Below are 21764 nucleotides of genomic sequence, written 5' to 3'. Positions count from 1 at the left end.
TTGCTTGGGGATGCGAAGTCTAACGGAAAAACCTACAATTACTCGTTGGTACGGTCGCCGCCATCGGCATCCACGTTGAGCCCAGAAGAGATGTTTTTAGCTGTGGCGTGCTTGGCAATTTCCTTGACTTCTACTTGGATTTTGCTAGCGCGGGACAGTTTGAGAGCCGATCCGTTGATTTGCTTTGACATAATTGTCTCCAATTGTTGTAGTACACCAGTTTAGCTGAAATATTCCCTGACTGTGACATTAGGGCTTTAATTCTCAACTTTGACTAGAAGCCTAACATGAAGTCAATAAACTCTGCAAGTAATTAATAATATTTTTCAATAAGCGGATGCCAGCTTACTTCCCAGCAGTGGCAAATCCAGTTGAGGATTAGGGGTAAATTCGCGACAGCAGCCTGATTTTGGAGGTTGAGCGGGTGCGGGTTAGGTCGATCGACCTTCCAACATGAGGCGGGCGATCGCCTGTTGAGCAAACAGTTCTGAAAGTTTTCATTCTTTTTAATCCGAGGCATCTACCTTAAGGTAGAGTATTGTTTGTGAGAGTTAGGATTAAAACCAGCTACTATCTCATTAAGGGCGATCGAGAAAAACCAATTCCCCATTCCCCATTCCCCATTACCAATTCCCAATGAATCAATATTTTGCTACAGTTGCGCGCGGTTTAGAAACTATTGCCGCCCAAGAATTAGAACGTTTAGGGGCCCAGGATGTCAAGCCAGATTTTACTGGGGTTTACTTTGCGGGCGATCGCACTTTATTGTACCGCGTAAATCTTTGGTCGAGAACAATTTTTCGAGTGCTAATGCCGATCGCCGAATTCCGGTGTTACAACTCGGATATGCTCTACCGCGAAGTGCAGAAAATCCCTTGGGACGAATACTTATATCCTGACAATACTTTAGCAGTAAACTGCACCGGCAGCAACGAAAAGTTGAACCACACTCACTTTACAGCTTTGCAGGTCAAAAATGCGATCGCCGACCAACAGCGCCTTCAATTTAACAAGCGTTCTAATGTCGATGTAGAGCATCCCGATTTGCTAATTAACCTTCACATTCATCAAGATAGAGCTATTTTAAGTTTAGACAGTTCTGGCGGCAGTTTGCACCGCCGGGGATATCGACCGGCGATGGGGCTTGCTCCCCTCAAAGAAACCCTAGCTGCGGCTTTGTTGGAGATGGCAGAATGGACGCCAGATTTGCCGTTTTTAGACCCGATGTGCGGTTCTGGAACTTTGCCTTTGGAAGCGACTTTAAAGGGATTGAATATTGCACCGGGATTGTTTCGAGAAAAGTTTGGATTTATGAGTTGGCGGGATTTTGACGAACCTTTGTGGGATCAATTGTGGGCAGAAGCTGAAAATAGCGAGTTACCGGAACTTAAGCAAGTGGTTGCTGGGTGCGATCGCGATTCCGATATGTTAACTCAAGCTCGCACGAACGCGCAGCAAGCTGGTATTTCCGGTAAGATTCAGTTTGCTCAAACCGAGTTATCTCAATTGGAAGCACCCGCAGACAGAGGCGTTCTGATTTGCAATCCTCCCTACGGAGAGCGCCTGGGGGATGCTAGCGAATTGGGAGATTTGTACAAGATGTTGGGGGATATTTTCAAGAATCGTTTTAAAGGTTGGAATGCGTTTATTTTGACTGGAAATAAGGAGTTGGGTAAAAAGGTGGGACTCAGGACATCGCGCCGGATTCCTGTTTTTAATGGATCGATTCCGTGTACTTTGCTCAAATATGAACTGTATTAGGGGCTCGGAGCAGGGAAAATAGCGGTAATCACGATGCTACTGCAAAAGTGGAGAACCAAGAAAGCAGAAGATAGGTGAGAAGGCAGAGAGAGGCACTAATAGTAAAGGAAAAAAAGAATATCTGCCGAATTAAATGGCTCAACAATAATCAAATTCAAATACCGACAGGGGAAGTTATTTCACCTTGATCTGAGGTATGTCACCGCTCATCCCTCCATCGGCAAAAAAGAAACGTGAGCGGAAACAATCTTCCACCCTTGAGGAAACTTCCGCCACATCTGACTCTGCCGCCCCAGGCGCACCACTCCATCCATTACACGGCGAAATTCCAGCGTCACAGCCGCCGTGTCTGCATCGAATGTTACGACTTTGAGGTTGAACATTTCTCGATCGACATTTACAGGCGATCGCCCTTGGCGAAAAGCCCTCACCTCATCACTTCCGTACAGGTTCTCCGTCACCCCAAACCGCACGACTTCCGACGCATCCCAGAACAAATTATCGAGAGTTTCAATATCATTCGTACAAAGAGCTTTTTCGTATTTTAAATATAGTTCAGTTAACTCAGTCACCACAGCAGAATCATTGATAACAGTCATTCGATTTTAGATTTTAGATTTTAGATTGACACCACGGATAAATCCGGGGGCTTGAGGATGCAAGGATTTTGGATTTTGGATTGATTCCACGGATAAATCACGTGGCGGGTACCATCAAGAAATTATTGGTCATAAATTGTAGATTTTAAAACTCGTAACTTTCACAGGTTTTGTTTGCAATAAGGACTAAATTCCTTATTGCAAACAAAACTAATTACTGGAAATTAATGCTCAATTTTGAGCGAAATAATCTTGTCACCTTGGCGGATAGCATTGACGACAGACATATCCTCAGTTTTGCCAAAAGTTGTGTGAACTCCATCTAAATGAGACTGGGGAGAATGGCAAATAAAGAATTGGCTGCCACCCGTATCCCGGCCTGCGTGAGCCATCGATAAAGTTCCTGCCAAATGTTTGTTGGAGTTGATTTCGCACTTGATTTTGTAGCCGGGGCCGCCCGTTCCATTGCCTTTTGGACAGCCACCTTGAATCATAAAGTTAGGAATGACTCGGTGAAAAGCCAATCCATCGTAAAAACCTTTTTCCGCCAAGTCAACAAAATTCTTCACTGTGTTAGGCGCATCCGCATCGAACAATTCCAAATTGATTGTGCCTTTGTCGGTTTCCATAATAGCGCGAGTCATGATTTCTCCTGGTTCCTAAAATGAGTGTGTTGCCTGCGTGTTAATTGCGGACTTCGCTTTTATAACGACAGATTCAAACTGTCGTTATATTGTGGCTTTCAGAAGTGTAGCATATTCCCGCAACTCTCATAGGACTTATGTGCGCTTTCTGAGAAAACTCGGTTTATTGCGAGATTTCTGGTTAGCAAAGCCAATATTTTCGGAGACACCGAGTTTGTTACCCTCAGTCATATTTTAATTGTTGGTCACTTGCGGGTGCTCTGGTTCTTCCTGAATATCGTTCATATTAAAAATGAAAGGAACCCGACTCGAACCGCTGCCCATCACCAGCACTTTTGGCATCTGAGCGCCGCCGCTTCTCCAAGCTTCGATCGCCTCTTTTTGCAGAACTAAATTCCCGCCCTGAGCCTTCAAAGTTTCAGCCAAAAGTCTTTGAGCTTCAGCCCTACCTTGAGCGCGGTTAATGTCAGCTTGAGCCTGCTGTTCTGCTTCCTGAGCCACATAAACAGCTCTTTGCGCTCGCTGTTCAGCAACCTGTTTCTCCTCAACCGCTTTCGCAAAATCTGTGGAGAATCGAATGTTAACAACGCTCGTATCTAGTACGATTACATCATACTTTGATAGCCTCTCCTTCAGCGCAGTATCAAAGTCTCTCTTCAGTTCACTTCTTTGAGTAATAGATTGTTCGGCGGTTCTCAGTGCAGCCGCTGTTTTAAAGGCTTCTTGCGTCTGAGGAGCAATAATTTTTGAGACTATATTCTCCAAAGTTCCTTGAGTCCTTCTGATCTCCACTATTTTCTCAGGATCGAGGCGAAAGTTAATCGCAAAACTAGCATTTAAATCCTGAAGGTCTTTAGTAGCACTCTGGGCGGGAACTTCAAATTTTTGCACTGTTACATCGTACACATCTACCTTGGATATCAGCGGGGGTCGGAGATGAAACCCCTCTAACAATGCTCCATCTGTGGCTTTTCCTAAAACGCTAACCACCCCTGCTTCACCTGGGTTGATGACGACAAAAGAGTTTAATCCCAGGAGTAGCGCGCCGACTAATAGAATCCCAGCGAATGCTGATGATATGCTCTGGAAACTTTGACTTTTCAACTTACACGCTCCTTTGTGATCATTCCATTATAATGGTTAAATAGATTCGGTCGCATCTAAAATCTAAAATTACAATCTAAAATGGATGGGGTCGCCTCTCAAATCTAAAATCTAAAAGGGATTGGCTGATGCTCAAAATTGTTAAATATCCTAGAACTTATCACATCGAAGGTTCGCGTTTCCAACCAGGCGATGAAGACCTCGACAGCGTGCCATTTAGCGCTTTGATCGATCGCCCTCTAATTATAGAAGAAAAGGTAGACGGCGCTAATACAGGCATCAGCTTCGCACCAGACGGACAAATGCTGCTGCAAAGTCGCGGCCACTATCTCACCGGCGGGCCGAGGGAAAAACATTTTAACTTATTCAAACAGTGGGCTTTCAGTCTCAGCGGAACCCTGGGAGAAGTGCTGGGAAATCGCTACATTCTTTACGGCGAATGGCTGTATGCCAAACACACTGTTTTTTATGATTTTTTGCCGCACTATTTTATGGAATACGATGTGCTGGACTTAGAAACCAGTCAATTTCTGAGTACAGAATCCCGCCGCAAGTTGTTAAGCGGACTGCCGTTGGTGTCAGTTCCCGTGCTGTTTTCAGGAGTGTTGAAATCGCCCAAGCAAATGATGCAGTTTATGGAAAAATCTAATTTTATTCTACCGGGACATTTGGATCGATTGCGTTTGTACTGCGGAGAATTGGGATTAGATGAAGAACGGTGTTTGAAAGAGACTGACAAGAGCGAGATTATGGAGGGGCTGTACATTAAAGTCGAAGAAGATGGCATAGTAAAGGCGCGTTACAAATACGTGCGTGCCAGTTTTTTGACTGCCATTAAAAATGCCGAAGGACATTGGCTAAATCGCCCAATTGTACCCAATATTCTGCGTCCCGGTGCAGATTTATTTAATTTTAGTTAACCCGCAGGTGAATTTATGACTGCACTGTTATCGCCAACTTGGACTTTTCCCTTTTGTCCCCAACCGCCCGGTTGGTTCCTGGATTGGGACGGTATTCAAAATTATTTTGATTGGATTCAAAACTTAAAAGGATGTCAGCAAGACCCGATTTACCACGCCGAAGGAGATGTTTTTATTCATACAAAAATGGTCTGCGAAGCCTTAATATCTTCCCCAAATTGGCGGCAGCTTCCCGAAAAAGAACGATCGATACTTTTTGCGGCCGCTTTGCTGCACGATGTCGCAAAACCAGCCTTTACAAAAATAGAAGCCGACGGCAGAGTTAGCTCAAAAGGTCACGCCCGCCAAGGTGCCAGGATGGTCAGACAAATTTTATCTCAATTCGAGCCGCCCGTGCAGTTTGAGATTCGCGAAACAGTTGTGGCGATCGTCCAATTCGGCAGTTTACCCATCTGGCTAATCGACAAACCCAACCCCCAGCAGTCGGTAATTAAAGTCAGTCAAGTTGTCCGCTGCGATTTCCTCGCACTATTAGCCGAAGCAGACGTGCGCGGCCGCCACTGCGCCGACAAACAAGAATTGCTCGATAAAATACAACTATTTCGGGAGTTTTGTCAAGAAAACAATTGCTTGGATTCTCCACGACTATTTGCATCAGAGCACAGCAGATTTATCTACTTCCGCAAAGAGAACGGAAACCCAGATTACGAAGCATTTGACGACACTAAATGCGAAGTAATTTTGATGTCTGGCTTGCCCGCAAGCGGTAAAGATTATTGGATTCGGGAAAATCTTCCAGATTTGCCGGTAATCTCGCTGGATGCACTGCGAAAAGAGATGAATGTTCCTCCCGACGAAACCCCTGGAAATGTGGTGACTGCCGCCAAACAAAGAGCGCGCGAATACATGACTGATGGACGTTCTTTTGTGTGGAATGCTACAAATACAACCAAACAAATGCGCCAGCAATTAGTTAATTTCTTTGCCGGTTATCAAGCCAGAATTCGGATTGTTTATCTGGAAGTACCTCTAGAAGAAATATGGCGGCGGAATCGATCGCGCACAGCAACAGTACCGGAAGCAGTCATTCGCAAATTAGCTGCGCGGCTGGATATTCCAGACATCACAGAAGCGCATCAAGTCGATCGGATCGTTAACAATTAATCTCCCTTTTTACCTAAAATTGTTAGAGCCCAGACTTCTTAAAGAAGTCTGGGCTCTTGGTATTAGGTTGGCGGTTTCCCTTGAATCATATCAATTCCGGTTGCACCGTCAGGTGATTGTTGACTGTTGACTGTTGACTGTTAACTGTTGACTCGATTTTATTATTCCGATGCAAACGGAAACGATATCAATTAGTTTTATAATTTTTCTCAGTCCAGCAGCGCGGCAAAACTTCGCCGGAGGGGAAAACTAATTTACCCTTCGGAAAATTCGCTGGCTCTTGCTCTTCTTCACCTGCTTGATTTCGCCCTAATACCTCATTTTTTGCAGGGCTGATTAAACCCTCGATATCGAGGATTTCTACCAAGTCGCCTGATTCTTTTTCTTGTAAAAGCATAGTTTCTCCTTGTCAGTTGAATGTGAGTTAGGGTTTGAGGACAACTTTGATGCAGTTGTCTTTTTTGTTGAGGAAAATCTCGTAGGCGTGGGGCGCTTCATCCAATTTCATTCGGTGCGTAATTACGAATGACGGGTCAATTTCGCCTTTTTGAACGCGATCGAGCAAAGGTCGCAAATAGCGGTGAACGTGCGTCTGTCCCATTTTCATGGTCAAGCCTTTGTTGAAAGCTGCACCTAATGGCACTTTGTCAACGAAGCCGCCGTAAACGCCGGGAATTGACACTGTGCCGCCCTTGCGACACGCGAGGATCACTTGTCGCAGGGCCGTAGGTCGATCGCTCTCCAACCGCACGGCTTGCTTAGCTTTGTCGTACAAAGCGTCGAGACCGGTGCCGTGGGCTTCCATTCCCACCGCGTCGATGCAAGAGTCGGGCCCGCGTCCCCCCGTCATTTCGGTGACGGCTTCCCCGGCGTCCATTTCTTCATAATTGATGATTTCAGCTTTGGCCGCGGCCGCCATTTGCAAGCGTTCCGGTATGCGGTCGATCGCAATTACTCGATCGGCCCCCAGCATAAACGCGCTTCTGATTGCAAATTGTCCGACCGGCCCGCATCCCCAAACTGCTACAGTATCCCCCGGCTGAATGTTGCAGTTTTCGGCAGCCATGTAACCGGTAGGAAAGATATCCGTGAGGAACAATACTTGTTCGTCAGAAAGTCCGTCGGGAATTTTTAAAGGGCCGACATCTGCAAACGGAACCCGCGCGTATTCTGCTTGACCTCCTGCATAGCCGCCCGTTAAATGCGAGTAGCCAAACAGTCCAGCCGGCGAATGACCGTATATTTTTTCAGCCAGCCCAGCATTGGGGTTGGAGTTGTCGCACAGCGACCACAAATCGCGGTTGCAAAAGAAGCAACTGCCGCAAGAAATAGTAAAAGGAATCACGACGCGATCGCCCTTTTTTAAGTTCTTGACTTCGCTGCCGAGTTCGACTACTTCCCCCATGAATTCGTGGCCCATGATGTCGCCCGATTGCATGGTCGGGATGTAGCCGTTATAGAGGTGCAAATCTGAGCCGCAGATTGCTGTAGACGTGATTTTAACTATCGCATCGCGCGGATTGATAATTGTTGGGTCTGGTACATTATCAACTCGCACGTCATTTGCTCCGTGCCAGCAAAGAGCTTTCATTATTTTTTTCCTCTAGTTAACTACTAGCTAGCAGATTTTTGATTTTAAATCTTAAATTTACTACGCCGATAAATTACCTGCTTGGATGTTTTAATTTTAAGCATATAAAAATTTTTATCTCTCTATCCGAGGTATAATTTATAAATCTATCTTTCGGCTGTTTTCAATAACAAAAAGGTAAAGTTTATCCTCCGCACTAAAGTGCGGGGGATTTCACGTTCTTCTGTTAACCGCCAACAGTTATAGCAACCGCGCCCGACATTTAGGAGGTTCTTAATTACTGAAAACCTTGCCGAAGATTGCTTCTTCCTTCTCTTCTAGATAACTAAAGCCTTTTTCCTTTTTCCTTTTTCCTTCTTCTTTCTTCCTTCAACATCTGCTATAACAGCTAACAACTACATAGCTGAGATTGTTTTTGTCGATCGCCACTCGCTTCCTTCTCACAATCAATAAAATTTCTGCATTTCGCCTCACTATAGCCGATATTTTGGCTCACTTTAGATAAATAGGGACCGAAAACTTCTCACGTAAAAGCGGGTTTATCAATTATTAAGCAGGGTGCGTGACTTTTGTATAGCTCAACACTTTACCCCAATCAGGAGAATCCTGCACCCTGCTTAAGGAGGATTAATCGTCAAATATTGTATATTAGTGATAGCTAAAAGCCGAGCTTGCGCTAAAGTTGTTAAAGATTAAAATTTATCGATCGCCTTTTATGCCTTACACTGCATCTACCCCAACAGACCCCCATCAAGCCAATATCCGCAATGCCGACCACCGCCTACTAGAATTCACCAAGCTAACGCCGATGATGCAGCGGTATGTGGAAGTGAAAGAACAGTATCCCCACGCACTTTTATTGTTTCGAGTTGGAGATTTCTTTGAGTGTTTTTTCCAAGATGCAGTTACAATTTCGCGGGAATTAGAACTTGTTTGTACGAGTAAAGAAAGCGGCAAGGAAATTGGCAGAGTGCCGATGACAGGAGTGCCGCACCACGCACTCGATCGCTACACTTCAATGTTAGTAGAAAAAGGCTATGCTGTAGTAGTTTGCGACCAAGTAGAAGATGCTTCGATTGCAGCCAAAGAAGGCCGCCAAGTCAAGCGAGAAATTACCCGCATTCTCACTCCCGGAACTTTGACTGATGACGGAATGCTCAAACCCAGACAAAATAATTTTTTAGCAGCAGTTGTCATCGCTGGGGAACATTGGGGATTAGCTTATACAGATATTTCTACGGGAGAATTCGTCACTACCCAAGCAGACAGTTTAGAACAATTAACCTTAGAATTGCTGCGTTTGCAACCTTCGGAAGTCTTGGTACCGAATAATGCGCCGGATTTGGTGACTATGTTGAGGCCCGGAGAGAAATCCGAGCATTTGCCCGATTGTTTGCCGAATTCGTTTTGCTATTCTTTGCGATCGCAAATTCCGTTTAGTTTGTCCGAAGCAAAACAGAGAATCCTGCAAAAGTTCAAAGTGCGATCGCTAGAAGGCATGGGATGCGGCCACCTTTCCCTCGCAGTCCGCGCCGCCGGCGGTTTGCTGCAATATCTCGAAGAAACTCAAAAGGAAAAAGCAGTTTCTTTGCAAAGATTGCACACTTACACTCTCACCGATTTTCTCATACTCGATTACCAAACCCGCCGCAATCTCGAAATTACTCAAACAGTGAGAGATGGAGTTTTTCACGGTTCGCTGCTGTGGGCTATAGACAAAACCAGCACCGCAATGGGAGGCCGCGCTTTGCGCCGCTGGGTGCTGCAACCTTTGCTCAGCATTAAAGGCATTTGCGCCCGACACGACACGATTCAAGAATTAGTAGAAAATAACGCCCTGCGCCAAGATTTGCAGCAGTTGCTGCGCCAAATTTACGACATCGAAAGACTGACAGGTCGCGCTGGTTCTGGCACAGCTAGCGCTCGGGATTTGGTCGCTTTAGCTGATTCTCTTGGAAAACTGCCGGAATTAGCCTTGATCGCAGCCCAAGGGCGATCGCCCTATTTGAAAGCGCTGCAAAATGTTCCGCCAATTTTAGAAGAATTAGCAAGTAAAATTCACGCTCATTTAGTTGACGAACCGCCGATTCATTTAAAAGAAGGAGGTTTGATTCGAGCGGGAATCAATGCCATGCTAGATGAAATGCGCCACACTGCATCAGCAGACCAAGAATGGATTGCAAATTTAGAAGCAACGGAGAGAAAACGCACCGGAATTACTAATTTAAAAGTAGGCTACAATAAAGCTTTCGGCTATTACATCAGCATTACCAAATCGAAAGTAGACCAAGTGCCGAAGGACTACACCCGCAAGCAAACTCTCACCAATGAAGAACGTTATAGCACTGAAGAATTAAAAGAAAGGGAAGTGCGAATTCTGACGGCGCGGGAAGATTTAAATCAATTGGAATACGATATTTTTGCTAAAGTGCGATCGGAGGTAGGAGAACACGCCGAAATTATTCGCAACGTTTCCCGCGCGGTGGCGGCGGCAGATGTTTTGTGCGGTTTAGCAGAAGTAGCAGTTTACCAGAATTACTGCCGCCCGACTATGACAGAAAGTCGGGAAATTAAAATTATTGAAGGTTGTCATCCTGTGGTGGAAAAGTCTTTGCCGCCGGGATTTTTTGTACCTAATTCTGCTTTTTTGGGTCGGGAAGAATCGCTAAACCGCCCAGATTTAATTATTTTAACTGGCCCGAATGCTAGCGGGAAAAGCTGCTACTTGCGGCAGGTGGGTTTGATCCAGTTAATGGCGCAGATGGGCAGTTTTGTGCCGGCGAAAGCTGCGAGTTTGGGAATTTGCGATCGCATTTTTACCCGTGTCGGCGCAGTAGATGATTTGGCAACCGGTCAGTCTACGTTTATGGTGGAAATGAACGAAACTGCAAATATTCTCAATCACGCGACGCCGCAATCATTGGTTTTGTTAGATGAAATTGGCAGGGGAACGGCAACCTTTGACGGACTTTCGATTGCTTGGTCTGTGGCCGAATATTTAGCAACTGAGATTCGGGCGCGGACAATTTTTGCGACTCACTATCACGAGTTAAATGAGTTAGCTTCTATTTTAGATAATGTCGCCAATTATCAGGTGACAGTGAAAGAATTACCGGATCAAATCGTATTTTTGCACCAAGTTCAGCCGGGAGGTGCTGATAAATCTTACGGAATTGAAGCGGGTAGATTAGCTGGTTTACCGCCGTCGGTTATTGACCGGGCGAGACAGGTGATGAAGCAGATTGAGAAACATAGCAAAATTGCGATCGGGCTGCGAAAGGGTGTTAAAAAAGATGGTAAAAAAGAGTCGGAGGGCGAACAGTTGGATATTTTTGATGATTGAAATTTACGGTGGGAAAAAATTTGTAGTAACTTCTATATTGCACCATTTTCAATAAGCCTTTCAGGGGCGGGCAGGATGCCCACCCCACAAGAAAATTTAATTTTTGTGGAACAGGCCGGAAAGCCTGTTCATAAAAATGGTGCAATATCTCAGTTACTACTTTTACTACAAACCAGGAACTCTCCAGCAACTCTAACGCCCATTTTGCAACTTTCTTACCTCTTTGTGCACGCTCATCCCAATTTCCAAAGCTTCATTCAACAATCGCCCGTATTCAGTCGCCCGATCGCTCACATCCAGTGCCATCAAAGCAGCCAAATTACTTTCAATATTAGCAAATAACTCGTAACGGCGACCGATAAATTGCTGATTTTCCCTGAGAATCCTCTCGGTTTTCAAAGCACAGACTAAACTTTCTCTAGTAATTTTTAAGGCCTCAGTTGCATCTCCTCGGTTAATTAAATTGGCTTGTAAATTGCCAGCCGCCGTTAGGCGATCGATAATATCTAAAGCCTGAATCACCTCATGATATTTCTCAACTTCATCCAGCAGACCCGCTAGCGTTGCCAGAGGCTTGGCCTTAAGCCATCTATAGACATTCCAAGCCACAGTAATCGCCAGCGACAAACCCAAAGTTATTTGTACAACCCGGACAAATATCTCAGCCTCGCTAAATGAACCAACATCATGTTTATTAGCCAGTAAAGCAACAGGCAGCGAAACAACTAATGTCAGGCAAAATATCAGCAACTCATTCAACAAAAGAGAAAACAGCTTTTTCCCGTCCCGGAGTGCAGCAGGTCGGTAAAAATCCGCTGCAAAACCGTCGCTCAAAGCTATGCCGCTCAAATCCTCCAACTCCTTGTCAGAAATTTTTAAATCATCCAAATCCGCTTGTATCACTATTTACAATCTCCTTAAGTATGGATTAATTACGATCCTCCCAGAGACATAATTGATTGCCACAGACTCATATAAAAATTGCTTTCTCGGTCTCGGAAGAGTTGAAAAGCTTGTCCAGGTGCGCCAAAAAACGGTCTCAGCGTCCATCCCAATTGACTGCCAACAAACGCATAAAGTCCCAACCAGAAGCGCAAAATATTTAGCCTGATGTCTTTGCCTTCCGCATCTTGTTCTGAAAGAAAGTGCATTCCTTGATAAATGAAACTTACTCCCAAAAATCCGGTGATTGCCATGATAGCAACATTCAGCAACAGATAAAAATTGTAATTGGTACTGCTTATGAGGAAAAACAAACTAACAGGTGCAAATCCAAACAGCAAAACGCTAATCATCGCCATCGCTGTCATCAACAATGTCAAATACTGCTCAAAAGTTCGTTTTGAACCAAACATGACATTAAAAAAGTACAGTGTGGGAAAGCAGATAATCAGCGTCAGCAAGTAAAGTGCTGGTAACTTAATTGCTGAAACCAGACATTGCATCCACGTACTAGATGCGCCTAATATCGCTCCGTAAATGGCAAAAAATACGGTACTAGAAATCAACAAACCGAAAATTTTTGATTTGAGCTTGACACCTTGGCGAATTTCTTCGAGAAACTGTTGCCGTTCCCGCAGCAAATACATTACTACTGAAAAATATTTCACGGGCTCTCCTTGTGACTGATGCGACTCCGAATCAGTCATAACTCAAGCTGAGTTCGATCGACAATCTTGCCAAATCAGGGCACTCTATGTTACCTAATTATTCTTGTACCCAGCTCACCACAAGCTGAGAGGTGGAGGCGTTTTGAGAGATACTTGCAAAGCTAAACGGCTGAAACTGAATACAGGTATGCTTTGTATTCAATTTGTATTCATTTATCTCCAGATTGTCTCCACAAAGGGCGATCGGGTAGTCATTTGATACTCAGTTGATACTCAGTTTGGTCGTTCCGTAGTCAAATCGTAGTCATTTTGTATCCAATTTGTATCCAATTTCTAGTCAACTTGACTCATCACCAACCGAAAAAAGCAGCAATAAAAAACCTCAAACCGTTGATTTATCGTGGGTTTGAGGTTTTTATAGATAGAAGCGGGCAGCGGGAATCGAACCCGCATAGTTAGCTTGGAAGGCTAAAGTTTTACCACTAAACTATGCCCGCGCACAGAAACTAAACATACCACAAGTCTCTGGGGATTGCAATAGGCCTGTGCAAAATTTTTGAATACCTGCCTCACAGTGGCTGAATCGGGACTAGCGCCCTCCTCGCCCCAAAAATCCCCGTATCCCACGCTGCGTAAGACTTTACGGGTGGAAATAATCGTAAATTTGCTGCGCCAGACGCGGGCCAATCCCAGAAACTTCTGCCAACTGTTGGGGAGTCGCTAAACGGAGGTAGTCGATCGACCGAAAATGTGCCAACAATTGTTTTTGTCGGTGGTGTCCCAATCCGGGAATTTCATCAAGGCGCGATCGCTTCATTCTCTCGCTTCTTCGATCGCGGTGAAAACTCACAGCAAATCTGTGCGCCTCATCCCGCACCCGGCGCAATAATTGTACGCCCGGTTGCTCAGAATTAGTTTGCAGCGGCAAAGATTCCCCCGGCAAAAATATCTCCTCTCGCTGCTTTGCCAAACTGACAACGCGCAACTCTTCTAGCAAATTCATCTCCCGCAAAACAGCCACAACTGCTGACAGTTGACCTTTGCCGCCATCTATCATAATTAAGTCCGGTTTGTCCGAAATAGTACGAGAAACGGAGGATAAATTGCTGATTTTTTCCGATTTTCCTAAATCGCTAAATTCTTCTTCCTTATTCGTTCTATCCGTTAAATCCGTTATAAAATCCGTTGCCGAACTTTCTTCTTCCTTCAATCCTCGGAATCGGCGACCGATAACTTCTGCTAAACTAGCAAAATCATCAGAATGACCCGATTTAATTTCAGGATTTTTAATTTTGTAGTGGCGGTAGTGCTGGTTGGCCGGCAAACCGTCAATAAATACCACGCGGGAAGCTACGGCGTCAGAACCTTGAATGTGAGAAATATCGTAACCTTCAATGCGGCGAGGAACTTCTGGCAAATCGAGAATTTCTGCTAAATCTTGCATTGCTTGAGAATTGCGATCGCTCAATCTTTGCATTCTCGCCAATTCATACTCAGCATTGCGTTCCACCATCTCAATCAACTCAGCCTTAGTTTGCCGCTGCGGCGTCAAAATCGTAACTTTTCGTCCCTTACGGTTGCTCAACCAATCTGCTAATATTTCCGCTTCTGGCAATTCGTACTGCACTGAAATTTCGCTGGGAATTTCTACGGATTCGACATTTTGATAGTGTTCTTCCAACACCCGCTGTAAAATCGCTCCGGCCTCTACCCCCCCTCGTTCCCCCCCAAGGCTTGGGGGGGAGGAAAGAGAAAGTTCAGATAACTCTTGCCCATTTTTTACAAGAGATTCAGATAACTCTTGCCCCCCCTTTGCAAGGGGGGGTTGGGAGGGTATTTCCGCCATAAATCCCAATCTTCCGACTAATTGACCGGCACGAATCTGGAATAATTGAACGCAAGCGTGCTGGGTGTCTGCTGCAAGTGCGATCGCATCTCTGGAAACCGTATCGTCGGGCAAAGACACTTTTTGACCCGCACTTAAAGACTGCAAACCCTTAATTTGGTCGCGAATGCGCGCCGCCGTTTCAAAGTTTAAATCTTCGGCTGCCTCTTCCATTTGGGGCTGCAAAATATCGAGCAATTCCTCAGTCCTTCCCTGGAAAATCATTGCTACTTTTTGGATGATTTTTCGATATTCTTCCGGCGAAGTTAACCCTTGACAAACGCCAACGCAGCGCCCGATGTCGTAGTTCAAACAGGGACGGTCTTTAAATAGCGGTTGAGGGCGCTGCCGCAGCGGGAAAATCCGCTTAATTAAATGCAGCGTACTCCGCAGCGCCCCTGTATCAACGTAGGGGCCGTAATAGCGGTCTTTTGCACTACCTGCGCGGCGTTTGCGGGTGATAAAAATGCGCGGGTATTCTTCCGACCAAGTTATGCACAAATAAGGATATTTTTTATCATCTTTGAGGAGGACATTAAAGTAAGGTTGGTGCTGTTTTACGAGGTTTGCTTCTAAGGCTAAAGCTTCTGCTTCGGTGTCGGTGGCGATGAATTCAATTTCGCGCACTTGCTGCACCATCATCGCGATGCGGGGACTGAGATTTTGGCTTTCGCGGAAGTAGGAACGGACGCGGTTTCGGAGTTTTTTGGATTTGCCGATGTAAAGGATGCGATCGCTCTCGTCTCGCATTAAATATACACCAGGAACCGCCGGGATTTCTTTGAGGCGACTTTCTAGGCGTTCCGAGTCTTTAACTAACGGCAGAGTTTTTGTGGATGGCATTGCAAGCTATCTCAGCCAAATAGAGAGTTATTGTAGACTCTTTTATTTTACCTTAATTGTGCGGACTTTTACGGCTGCTACCGTTGCAAAACCCACCGATTAAACTTGAAAATCTGTTACAGTATCTGAGATAAAAACTTGCGGGTGCGTTCTTCCTTCGGGTGCTGAAAAAACTCTTCTGGTTGGGCTTCTTCAACTAAAACGCCGCCATCCATCAATACAATGCGATCGGCAACTTCGCGTGCAAACCCGACTTCGTGAGTCACCACCACCATTGTAATTCCTGTTTGAGCCAAATTTCGCATTACATCTAAAACTTCCCGCACCATCTCCGGGTCTAATGCTGATGTCGGTTCATCAAACAGCATGATTTTAGGCTGCATGGCTAGAGAACGTGCAATAGCGACGCGCTGCTGCTGTCCCCCAGACAACTGTCCGGGATATTTTTTTGCTTGTTCCAAAATTCCCACTCTTTCTAACAATTGCATCGCCACTTCTTCAGCTTTTTTCTTGGGCCAGCGGCGCACCCATACTGGCGCTAGCATGACGTTTTGCAAAACTGATAAGTGGGGAAACAGGTTGAATTGCTGAAACACCATTCCTACTTCGCGGCGAATTGTCTCGATGTTGCGTAAGTCGTGGGAAAGTTCGATTCCGTCGATCGTAATTTTACCTTGTTGGTATTCTTCTAATGCGTTGAATGTGCGAATAAATGTCGATTTACCTGAACCGGAGGGCCCCATCACGACAACTACTTCGCCCCGGTTGACGGTCATGCTGACGCCGCGCAGTACGTGAAATTGTCCGTACCATTTGTGGACGTTTTCTGCTACGATTACTTGTTCTGGGATTGTGGGTTGAGTTTCCATAATTGTTTTTTACCGCAAATGAAGGCAGATGAACGCAGATAAACGCAGATAAACGCAGATGAGTTTTTAGCGCTGGCTTACTCCTAAAGTTCGCTCTATTTTGCGGCTTGCTAGGGACATTGAGTAGCAAAATACCCAATAAATGATGCCGACGAATATGTAAACTTCGGCGTATCTGCCGACATAGGATGGATTGGCTAAAACTGCGCGGGATATTCCGATTAATTCTAACATTCCGAATAGAGATAGCAGGGATGTATCCATGAATAATCCGATGAATTGACCGCCGATCGCAGGAATGACTATTCGCAGTGCTTGAGGCAGTACAATGAGAATTGTAAGCAGGGGTGTATTGAGTCCGATCGACCTAGCTGCTTCTATTTGTCCCCTGGGTACGGCTTGCAAGCCACCGCGCACGTTTTCCGCCAAGTATGCCGCACTAAATAACGTTAATCCAGCAATGGCTCTAATTACTCTATCTAATTTCGGATATTCGGGCGGCAAAAAGAGTTGCAGCATCACTTGACCTAAAAACAAAATGCCAATTAATGGTAAACCGCGAATAATTTCAATGTATAATGTTGATAACAATCTCACAACTGGCAAAGAACTTTGTCTGCCGAGTGCTAGCAACACCCCTAAAGGAAAGGAAAGCACAATACTAATAACTGCTAAAAACAGTGTCAATACTAAACCGCCCCAATCATTTGTTGACACTTCAGTCAAACCTAACCCGCCTTTAATTAGCCACAAAATTATGGGGAAGGAAAGAGCCCAAATTCCCGGCATCCAGCTAACCCCCCCCAACCCCCCCTTGTTAAGGGGGGGCGAGGGGGGGTTGGGGTGAATTTGCCTTCCGATGACATAGCTGGCGGCGGCTGCGAGAATAATTCCTAAGAGGTAGAGGCGAGAGGTTAGGTCGATCGGCGAAATGACCGCACCCACAACCGCAGCACCAAGTATAATTAGTAAAGGCGGATTCCAAAGACGTTCTTGCCGCTGAATGTTTCCCCAAGTTAATCCTCCCAACAAGGCAATTATCCCCGTTACTATCCACAGCCTCCAGTAGGATTCGCGGGGAAATCTGCCGGCGAAAAATAGCGGCAAGTTGGCTTCTAATACGCGCCATTGAGCTTTTGTAGTTGCCCAAACGATAATTCCTTTAATAGTTTGGAAGGCGATAATTAGGCAAACTACTGTCAGAAGGCTGTTGTACCAGGTACTAAATAAATTTTTGCGCGCCCAATTCCAAGGGGTAGGCGATTCGGTGGCTGGGGGCGGTAATACAGGGATAGTTTCCATATTTTAGATTTTAGATTGCTTGCTGAATTGCACTTGCTAAAATTCCTAATATTTTATTGACATCTATTAGGTAATATTCGGTCAAGTCAATTTCAATGACTTGTTCTTTAAGTCTTAAAAATCTCCAGGTCTGACCGCTAGTAACAGCCCCATAAATTATTGTGGCATTTTTGTTGCCTTCGCATTCATTAAATATTCTAGCTGCCAACATTTCTGCGACGCATGGCCCCAAGCCTGCATTAATATCTTCGTTTTGTGCTTCTACGATCGCAACTACTGGTGCGGTAAGAATTAATAAGTGTGAAGAACGACTAATCAAAAAATCGCAATTTCCATTTAATCCTTTTTCGGGATTAACTGTAAAATCTATTCCACAAAAAATACCAATTTGATGGTTGAACAGTTTTCTAAGTTCTATTAAAATCGGTGCGGTAATCATGGACGATCGAGATTTGTCCGTATTGCTGCTTAAGGCTATGGGTACGTTCTCTTTTAGAACTTCTACAAGTAAGGAACTTGGTTCTAATTCGGGCACAGTAGCGAACAGATCGATTCGATCGCCAATCGTCAAACCGAAATTTTTTGTTACTGTTTTTAAGTTAAAATCTTTGTAAGTCATTTCAACTTTAGTTCGAGATATTATAAGTTAACTTCTGACCTCGCTATCAACTGTCAACTGTTGTTTACCTCTCCTTGATTTGTACGGTTTTATTGTACCAATTCATGAACAGAGAAACTATCAAACTAATTGTTAGGTATGTTACCATGATAATTAACATTGCTTCGATCGCCCTTCCGGTCTGATTCAGCGTCGGAGAGCCCACCACAAAATAAACGTCGGGATAAGCAACCGCAACCGCTAAACTCGAATTCTTAGCTAAATTCAGATACTGACTGGTTAAAGGCGGCACAATCACCCGCAAAGCTTGCGGCAAAATTACCATCCGCATCATTGTTCCAGACTTCAGCCCCAAAGACTTTCCCGCTTCCCACTGGCCTTTCGATACTGACTGAATTCCGGCCCGGACAATTTCTGCAATGTAACTGCCAGTATACAAGCTGAGTCCTGTCACCAATGCTGCAAATTCTGGAGTTAATTTTAATCCTCCTTCGAGTTGCAATGCTGGTGTCAGGCGCGGGAAATCTAGACGAAAAGGCAGATTTTTGGTGATAATCCAAGCTAAGATTGCACTTAGCCCGATCGCACCTAGAGCCCAAAACAACTGTCTTCCCGGCTTAGCTTCTTCCAACATCACCCGCGCCCGCCACATCCACAGCCCAGCGGCAGCCAAAACTCCGATAGTTAGCAAAATCAACCAAATCTCAAAACCCGGCAAAGCCACAGGCCAAGGTACAGCAATGCCGCGATTTGTCAAGTAAATCGGCCCCCTCATCTGCTGATTGTCTTCTAGTTTGGGCAGGGAAATGAAAACTGCAAAATACCAGAAAAATAATTGCAGCAATAACGGCGTATTTCGTAAAATTTCCACATACAAGCCAGCCAAATTCCGCAGCAGCCAATTGTCCGAAAGGCGCGCAATTCCTACAGTTAAACCCGCAACTGTTGCAAAAACAATGCCGATACCCATCACGCGCAGTGAGTTGATTAAACCGACAAAATAAGCTTGTCTGTAAGTGTTTTCGGGACTGTAGGGAATGACACTTTCGCCGATATCAAAAGATGCTTGAGAATTTAGAAATTCAAATCCAAATGCAATCCCTAGTTGCGAGTAATTGGCACTGAGATTGTCCCAGAGAATCGCGATCACAACTATTACTAAAATTAGGGCGATCGCCTGTCCGGCTATTTTCCAGAAGCGATCGTCCCGCAGCAGTTTTGATATATCTTTAAATTTGGGCAATTTCTGGGATTTGCCCGGTTGAGGTTCTGGGTTCATAACTGTTTAATGTAGAGCACACTACACCTAACTTTAGCCTGCCTAAAATATCTTGTAGGGTACACCTAGCAAGCACCTTACAAGCCGGGTAAGCGCGGATTACCTTGCTGTCTAAATATCTTGTTGGTTAACTGTTAACAGTCAACAGTCAACAGTCAACAGTCAACAGTTAACAGTCAACAGTCAACAGTCAACAGTCAACAGTCAACAGTCAACAGTCAACAGTCAACAGTTAACTAAAATTAGCGGAACGGCGGCGAGTAAAGCAAACCGCCATCTTTCCAGAGTCTGTTTTGACCCCGTTCTAACTTAAGTGTACTTTTTGGGCCGAGGTTGCGATCGTACATTTCCCCGTAATTCCCCACTTTCTTAACAACGCGGACGGCGTAGTCGTTCGGGAGTCCCAAACCTTTACCTAAATCTCCTTCTGTTCCTAGCAAACGTTTGACGTTCGGGTCTGTAGTGCTTGCCACAATTTGGTCTACATTTCCCGAATTTATTCCCAAATCTTCAGCTTCAATCGCCGCGAAAATAATCCATTTCACTGCGTCTGACCATTTAGGATCGCCGCTTTTCACCGCTGGGGCTAAGGGTTCTTTTGACATCACGATCGGCAAAACAACATTATTCTCGGAATTCGGCAGAGTTGTGCGCTTCGAGACTAGCTGCGATCGATCGGCAGTAACACCTTGACAGCGACCTTCTTGATAGGTAGCAAAGGTAGAATTCACATCTTCAAACACGACAGGAGTGTATTTAACTCCTATTTTTCGCATTTGATCGGACAAATTTTGTTCCGTGCTCGTACCTGTCTGCACGCAGATAGATTTGCCCGCAAAATCTTTTAAACTTTTGATGCCGCTGTCTTTTTTGACCATGATGCTTTGAGAGTCATAAAAGATCACCGGGGCAAATTCCAGTCCGGTAGTGCTGTCGCGACTCGCGGTGTAGGTGGTATTTCGGCTGAGAATATCGATTTCTCCCGCCTGCAAAACTGTAAATCTATCTTTAGCGTTGAGTTTTCGGTACTCGACTTTTTCGGGATCGTCAAATATTGCTGCTGCGACAGCCCTGCACACATCCACATCCAGTCCCGAATATTTGCCTTTTTCGTCTACAAAGCTAAAACCCGGTAGTTCGCCGCTGATGCCACAAATCAGTTTGCCGCGGCTGACAATTGTATCTATCCGGCTGGAACCTTGTTGCGAGTTGCCGCCTGCTGCAGTTGTTGCTGTTGTTTGTCCGGTTTGTGCCGATCGATCCCTACAAGACGCCAACGGTGCCACAAACAACACACTTGCTAGTAGCAGAAATCCCCATTTACGCATAGATTTTAATAGAACGCTTTCCTGACAATCCTACCTTGTAGCTGTCAGAACTGTGGCGATCGGCGATCTACACAGCTTCCGGTTTCAAATTAGCCGTTCTGCATCCGGTTCTGCACAGCGACAAGTGCACCGACTACCCGCCTGTTTTTTTTTGAGCAAGCTGGGAGCCCAGAGTTAGAAACCCGGTTTCTGGCTGGAGGTCTGGTCGTCAAACCTAAGATTTATCCCTGAAACCCGGTTTCTTTTCTGCTATTTCTGCCCAGCGCGAGCGATCATCGCCCTTCCCTGGAATATTTATCCGATTTTGATTGAATTCGCTCACAGTAGCTCTGGTGCGAGCCGCTGCTCAGCTAAATCGCGGATTAGGGACAGCCGAGACTGGATGTATTCGTCCAACAAATCTGCTTCTTTGCCATTGAGCGCAGAGTTCGTCTTTAACTGTTTCAGCAGCCACTGTACCAGGGTGGCATCGTCTAAATTGACTAACAGAGTAGCTTGGGTGGTCTCAATTAATGACCAGAGTTGGCGTAACATGACTGGAGTCATAAAACCTCGTTGAGCGTAAATACGCACTAATGGGCGGGCATAGCGAAAAGCTGGTCTTGGTGTTTCAAGCCGATAGACGAAAAGCACCCTCTGAGCCATCGGCTTAATGATTATTTTATATTTGACCACAATAACTTAATACAGTAGTGTCATAAGTTACAACACACAAGATGTTATAAGAGTTCCCAATTCCTTCACATTGAGATAAACATCTTGATAAAAGATTAAAAATCTTTACACGCGATTTGAGGACTGATATCAATTCGGGTTGTATCGGAAGGATTAGTGCGATTCGTTGAAACGTAAATCACGGTGAAAGCCCGTACATAGCGTTTCCAGCCACAAGGCTGAACTCTC

General features: G+C 45.1%; 20 protein-coding genes and 1 tRNA gene. 4 read left to right on the top strand and 17 right to left on the bottom strand.

Annotated elements, in window-relative coordinates:
- Window positions 1–38: 38 nt before the first annotated feature.
- Together QUA43_RS19435 and QUA43_RS19430 are read right to left on the bottom strand one after the other, a co-directional pair.
- Window positions 39–191 (bottom strand): hypothetical protein, encoded by a 153-nt coding sequence (locus QUA43_RS19435; protein ID WP_333375944.1) that lies wholly within the window; start codon window positions 189–191, stop codon window positions 39–41.
- Between the two features lie 122 nt (window positions 192–313).
- Window positions 314–520 (bottom strand): hypothetical protein, encoded by a 207-nt coding sequence (locus QUA43_RS19430; RefSeq protein WP_333375943.1) that lies wholly within the window; start codon window positions 518–520, stop codon window positions 314–316.
- 116 nt (window positions 521–636) lie between these two features.
- Here QUA43_RS19430 and QUA43_RS19425 point away from each other — a divergent pair, with 116 nt between their 5' ends.
- Window positions 637–1761: a THUMP domain-containing protein gene (locus QUA43_RS19425; RefSeq protein ID WP_333375942.1), complete on the top strand. Its 1125-nt coding sequence runs from the start codon at window positions 637–639 to the stop codon at window positions 1759–1761.
- Window positions 1762–1967: 206 nt separating this feature from the next.
- On the opposite strand, the gene hpxZ is transcribed toward QUA43_RS19425, so the two are convergent.
- The 3 genes from hpxZ to QUA43_RS19410 form a co-directional block, all read right to left on the bottom strand.
- Window positions 1968–2360: an oxalurate catabolism protein HpxZ gene (gene hpxZ / locus QUA43_RS19420; RefSeq protein WP_333375941.1), complete on the bottom strand. Its 393-nt coding sequence runs from the start codon at window positions 2358–2360 to the stop codon at window positions 1968–1970.
- A 224-nt stretch (window positions 2361–2584) separates the two neighbouring features.
- Window positions 2585–3004 carry a peptidylprolyl isomerase gene (locus tag QUA43_RS19415; RefSeq protein WP_333024554.1) on the bottom strand — a complete coding sequence of 140 codons (420 nt, stop codon included), beginning with the start codon at window positions 3002–3004 and terminating at the stop codon, window positions 2585–2587.
- A 234-nt stretch (window positions 3005–3238) separates the two neighbouring features.
- Entirely contained in the window at window positions 3239–4108 is an 870-nt protein-coding gene (locus tag QUA43_RS19410; RefSeq protein ID WP_333375940.1) for a prohibitin family protein, read from the bottom strand.
- A gap of 128 nt (window positions 4109–4236) precedes the next feature.
- On the opposite strand from QUA43_RS19410, the gene QUA43_RS19405 reads away from it, so the two are divergent.
- Together QUA43_RS19405 and QUA43_RS19400 are read left to right on the top strand one after the other, a co-directional pair.
- On the top strand, window positions 4237–5028 hold the full coding sequence (locus QUA43_RS19405; RefSeq protein ID WP_333375939.1) for an RNA ligase family protein: 792 nt from the start codon (window positions 4237–4239) through the stop codon (window positions 5026–5028).
- Between the two features lie 15 nt (window positions 5029–5043).
- Window positions 5044–6192 carry an AAA family ATPase gene (locus QUA43_RS19400; RefSeq protein WP_333375938.1) on the top strand — a complete coding sequence of 383 codons (1149 nt, stop codon included), beginning with the start codon at window positions 5044–5046 and terminating at the stop codon, window positions 6190–6192.
- A gap of 187 nt (window positions 6193–6379) precedes the next feature.
- On the opposite strand, the gene QUA43_RS19395 is transcribed toward QUA43_RS19400, so the two are convergent.
- Window positions 6380–6589: an acetyltransferase gene (locus tag QUA43_RS19395; RefSeq protein WP_332982882.1), complete on the bottom strand. Its 210-nt coding sequence runs from the start codon at window positions 6587–6589 to the stop codon at window positions 6380–6382.
- Between the two features lie 27 nt (window positions 6590–6616).
- Entirely contained in the window at window positions 6617–7783 is a 1167-nt protein-coding gene (locus QUA43_RS19390; RefSeq protein ID WP_333375937.1) for a zinc-dependent alcohol dehydrogenase, read from the bottom strand.
- Between the two features lie 715 nt (window positions 7784–8498).
- On the opposite strand from QUA43_RS19390, the gene mutS reads away from it, so the two are divergent.
- Complete coding sequence (gene mutS / locus QUA43_RS19385) at window positions 8499–11126, top strand: DNA mismatch repair protein MutS (RefSeq protein WP_333375936.1); 2628 nt, start codon at window positions 8499–8501, stop codon at window positions 11124–11126.
- Window positions 11127–11318: 192 nt separating this feature from the next.
- On the opposite strand, the gene QUA43_RS19380 is transcribed toward mutS, so the two are convergent.
- The 10 genes from QUA43_RS19380 to QUA43_RS19335 all read right to left on the bottom strand — a co-directional run bounded on the left by QUA43_RS19380 (window position 11319) and on the right by QUA43_RS19335 (window position 21407).
- Entirely contained in the window at window positions 11319–12029 is a 711-nt protein-coding gene (locus QUA43_RS19380) for a hypothetical protein (RefSeq protein ID WP_333375935.1), read from the bottom strand.
- Between the two features lie 29 nt (window positions 12030–12058).
- Window positions 12059–12736 (bottom strand): actin-binding WH2 domain-containing protein, encoded by a 678-nt coding sequence (locus tag QUA43_RS19375; protein WP_333375934.1) that lies wholly within the window; start codon window positions 12734–12736, stop codon window positions 12059–12061.
- Between the two features lie 426 nt (window positions 12737–13162).
- Window positions 13163–13233: transfer RNA gene (locus tag QUA43_RS19370), tRNA-Gly, on the bottom strand.
- Between the two features lie 143 nt (window positions 13234–13376).
- Window positions 13377–15464, bottom strand: coding sequence for an excinuclease ABC subunit UvrC (uvrC, locus tag QUA43_RS19365; protein WP_333375933.1), 2088 nt, complete (start codon window positions 15462–15464; stop codon window positions 13377–13379).
- 116 nt (window positions 15465–15580) lie between these two features.
- Window positions 15581–16333 carry an amino acid ABC transporter ATP-binding protein gene (locus QUA43_RS19360; protein WP_333375932.1) on the bottom strand — a complete coding sequence of 251 codons (753 nt, stop codon included), beginning with the start codon at window positions 16331–16333 and terminating at the stop codon, window positions 15581–15583.
- A 66-nt stretch (window positions 16334–16399) separates the two neighbouring features.
- Entirely contained in the window at window positions 16400–17635 is a 1236-nt protein-coding gene (locus QUA43_RS19355; protein WP_333375931.1) for an amino acid ABC transporter permease, read from the bottom strand.
- A 10-nt stretch (window positions 17636–17645) separates the two neighbouring features.
- Window positions 17646–18254 carry a hypothetical protein gene (locus QUA43_RS19350; protein ID WP_333375930.1) on the bottom strand — a complete coding sequence of 203 codons (609 nt, stop codon included), beginning with the start codon at window positions 18252–18254 and terminating at the stop codon, window positions 17646–17648.
- Between the two features lie 64 nt (window positions 18255–18318).
- Complete coding sequence (locus QUA43_RS19345) at window positions 18319–19533, bottom strand: ABC transporter permease subunit (RefSeq protein ID WP_333375929.1); 1215 nt, start codon at window positions 19531–19533, stop codon at window positions 18319–18321.
- Between the two features lie 242 nt (window positions 19534–19775).
- Window positions 19776–20861 carry an amino acid ABC transporter substrate-binding protein gene (locus QUA43_RS19340; RefSeq protein ID WP_333375928.1) on the bottom strand — a complete coding sequence of 362 codons (1086 nt, stop codon included), beginning with the start codon at window positions 20859–20861 and terminating at the stop codon, window positions 19776–19778.
- A gap of 318 nt (window positions 20862–21179) precedes the next feature.
- On the bottom strand, window positions 21180–21407 hold the full coding sequence (locus tag QUA43_RS19335; protein ID WP_015178453.1) for a hypothetical protein: 228 nt from the start codon (window positions 21405–21407) through the stop codon (window positions 21180–21182).
- Window positions 21408–21764 lie beyond the last annotated feature (357 nt).

Source organism: Microcoleus sp. N9_B4, assembly GCF_036701635.1.
In the GTDB taxonomy this organism is placed as follows: domain Bacteria; phylum Cyanobacteriota; class Cyanobacteriia; order Cyanobacteriales; family Microcoleaceae; genus Microcoleus.
The sequence above is the reverse complement of the archived record's forward strand: the minus strand, read 5'-3'. Positions and strand labels throughout refer to the sequence as shown.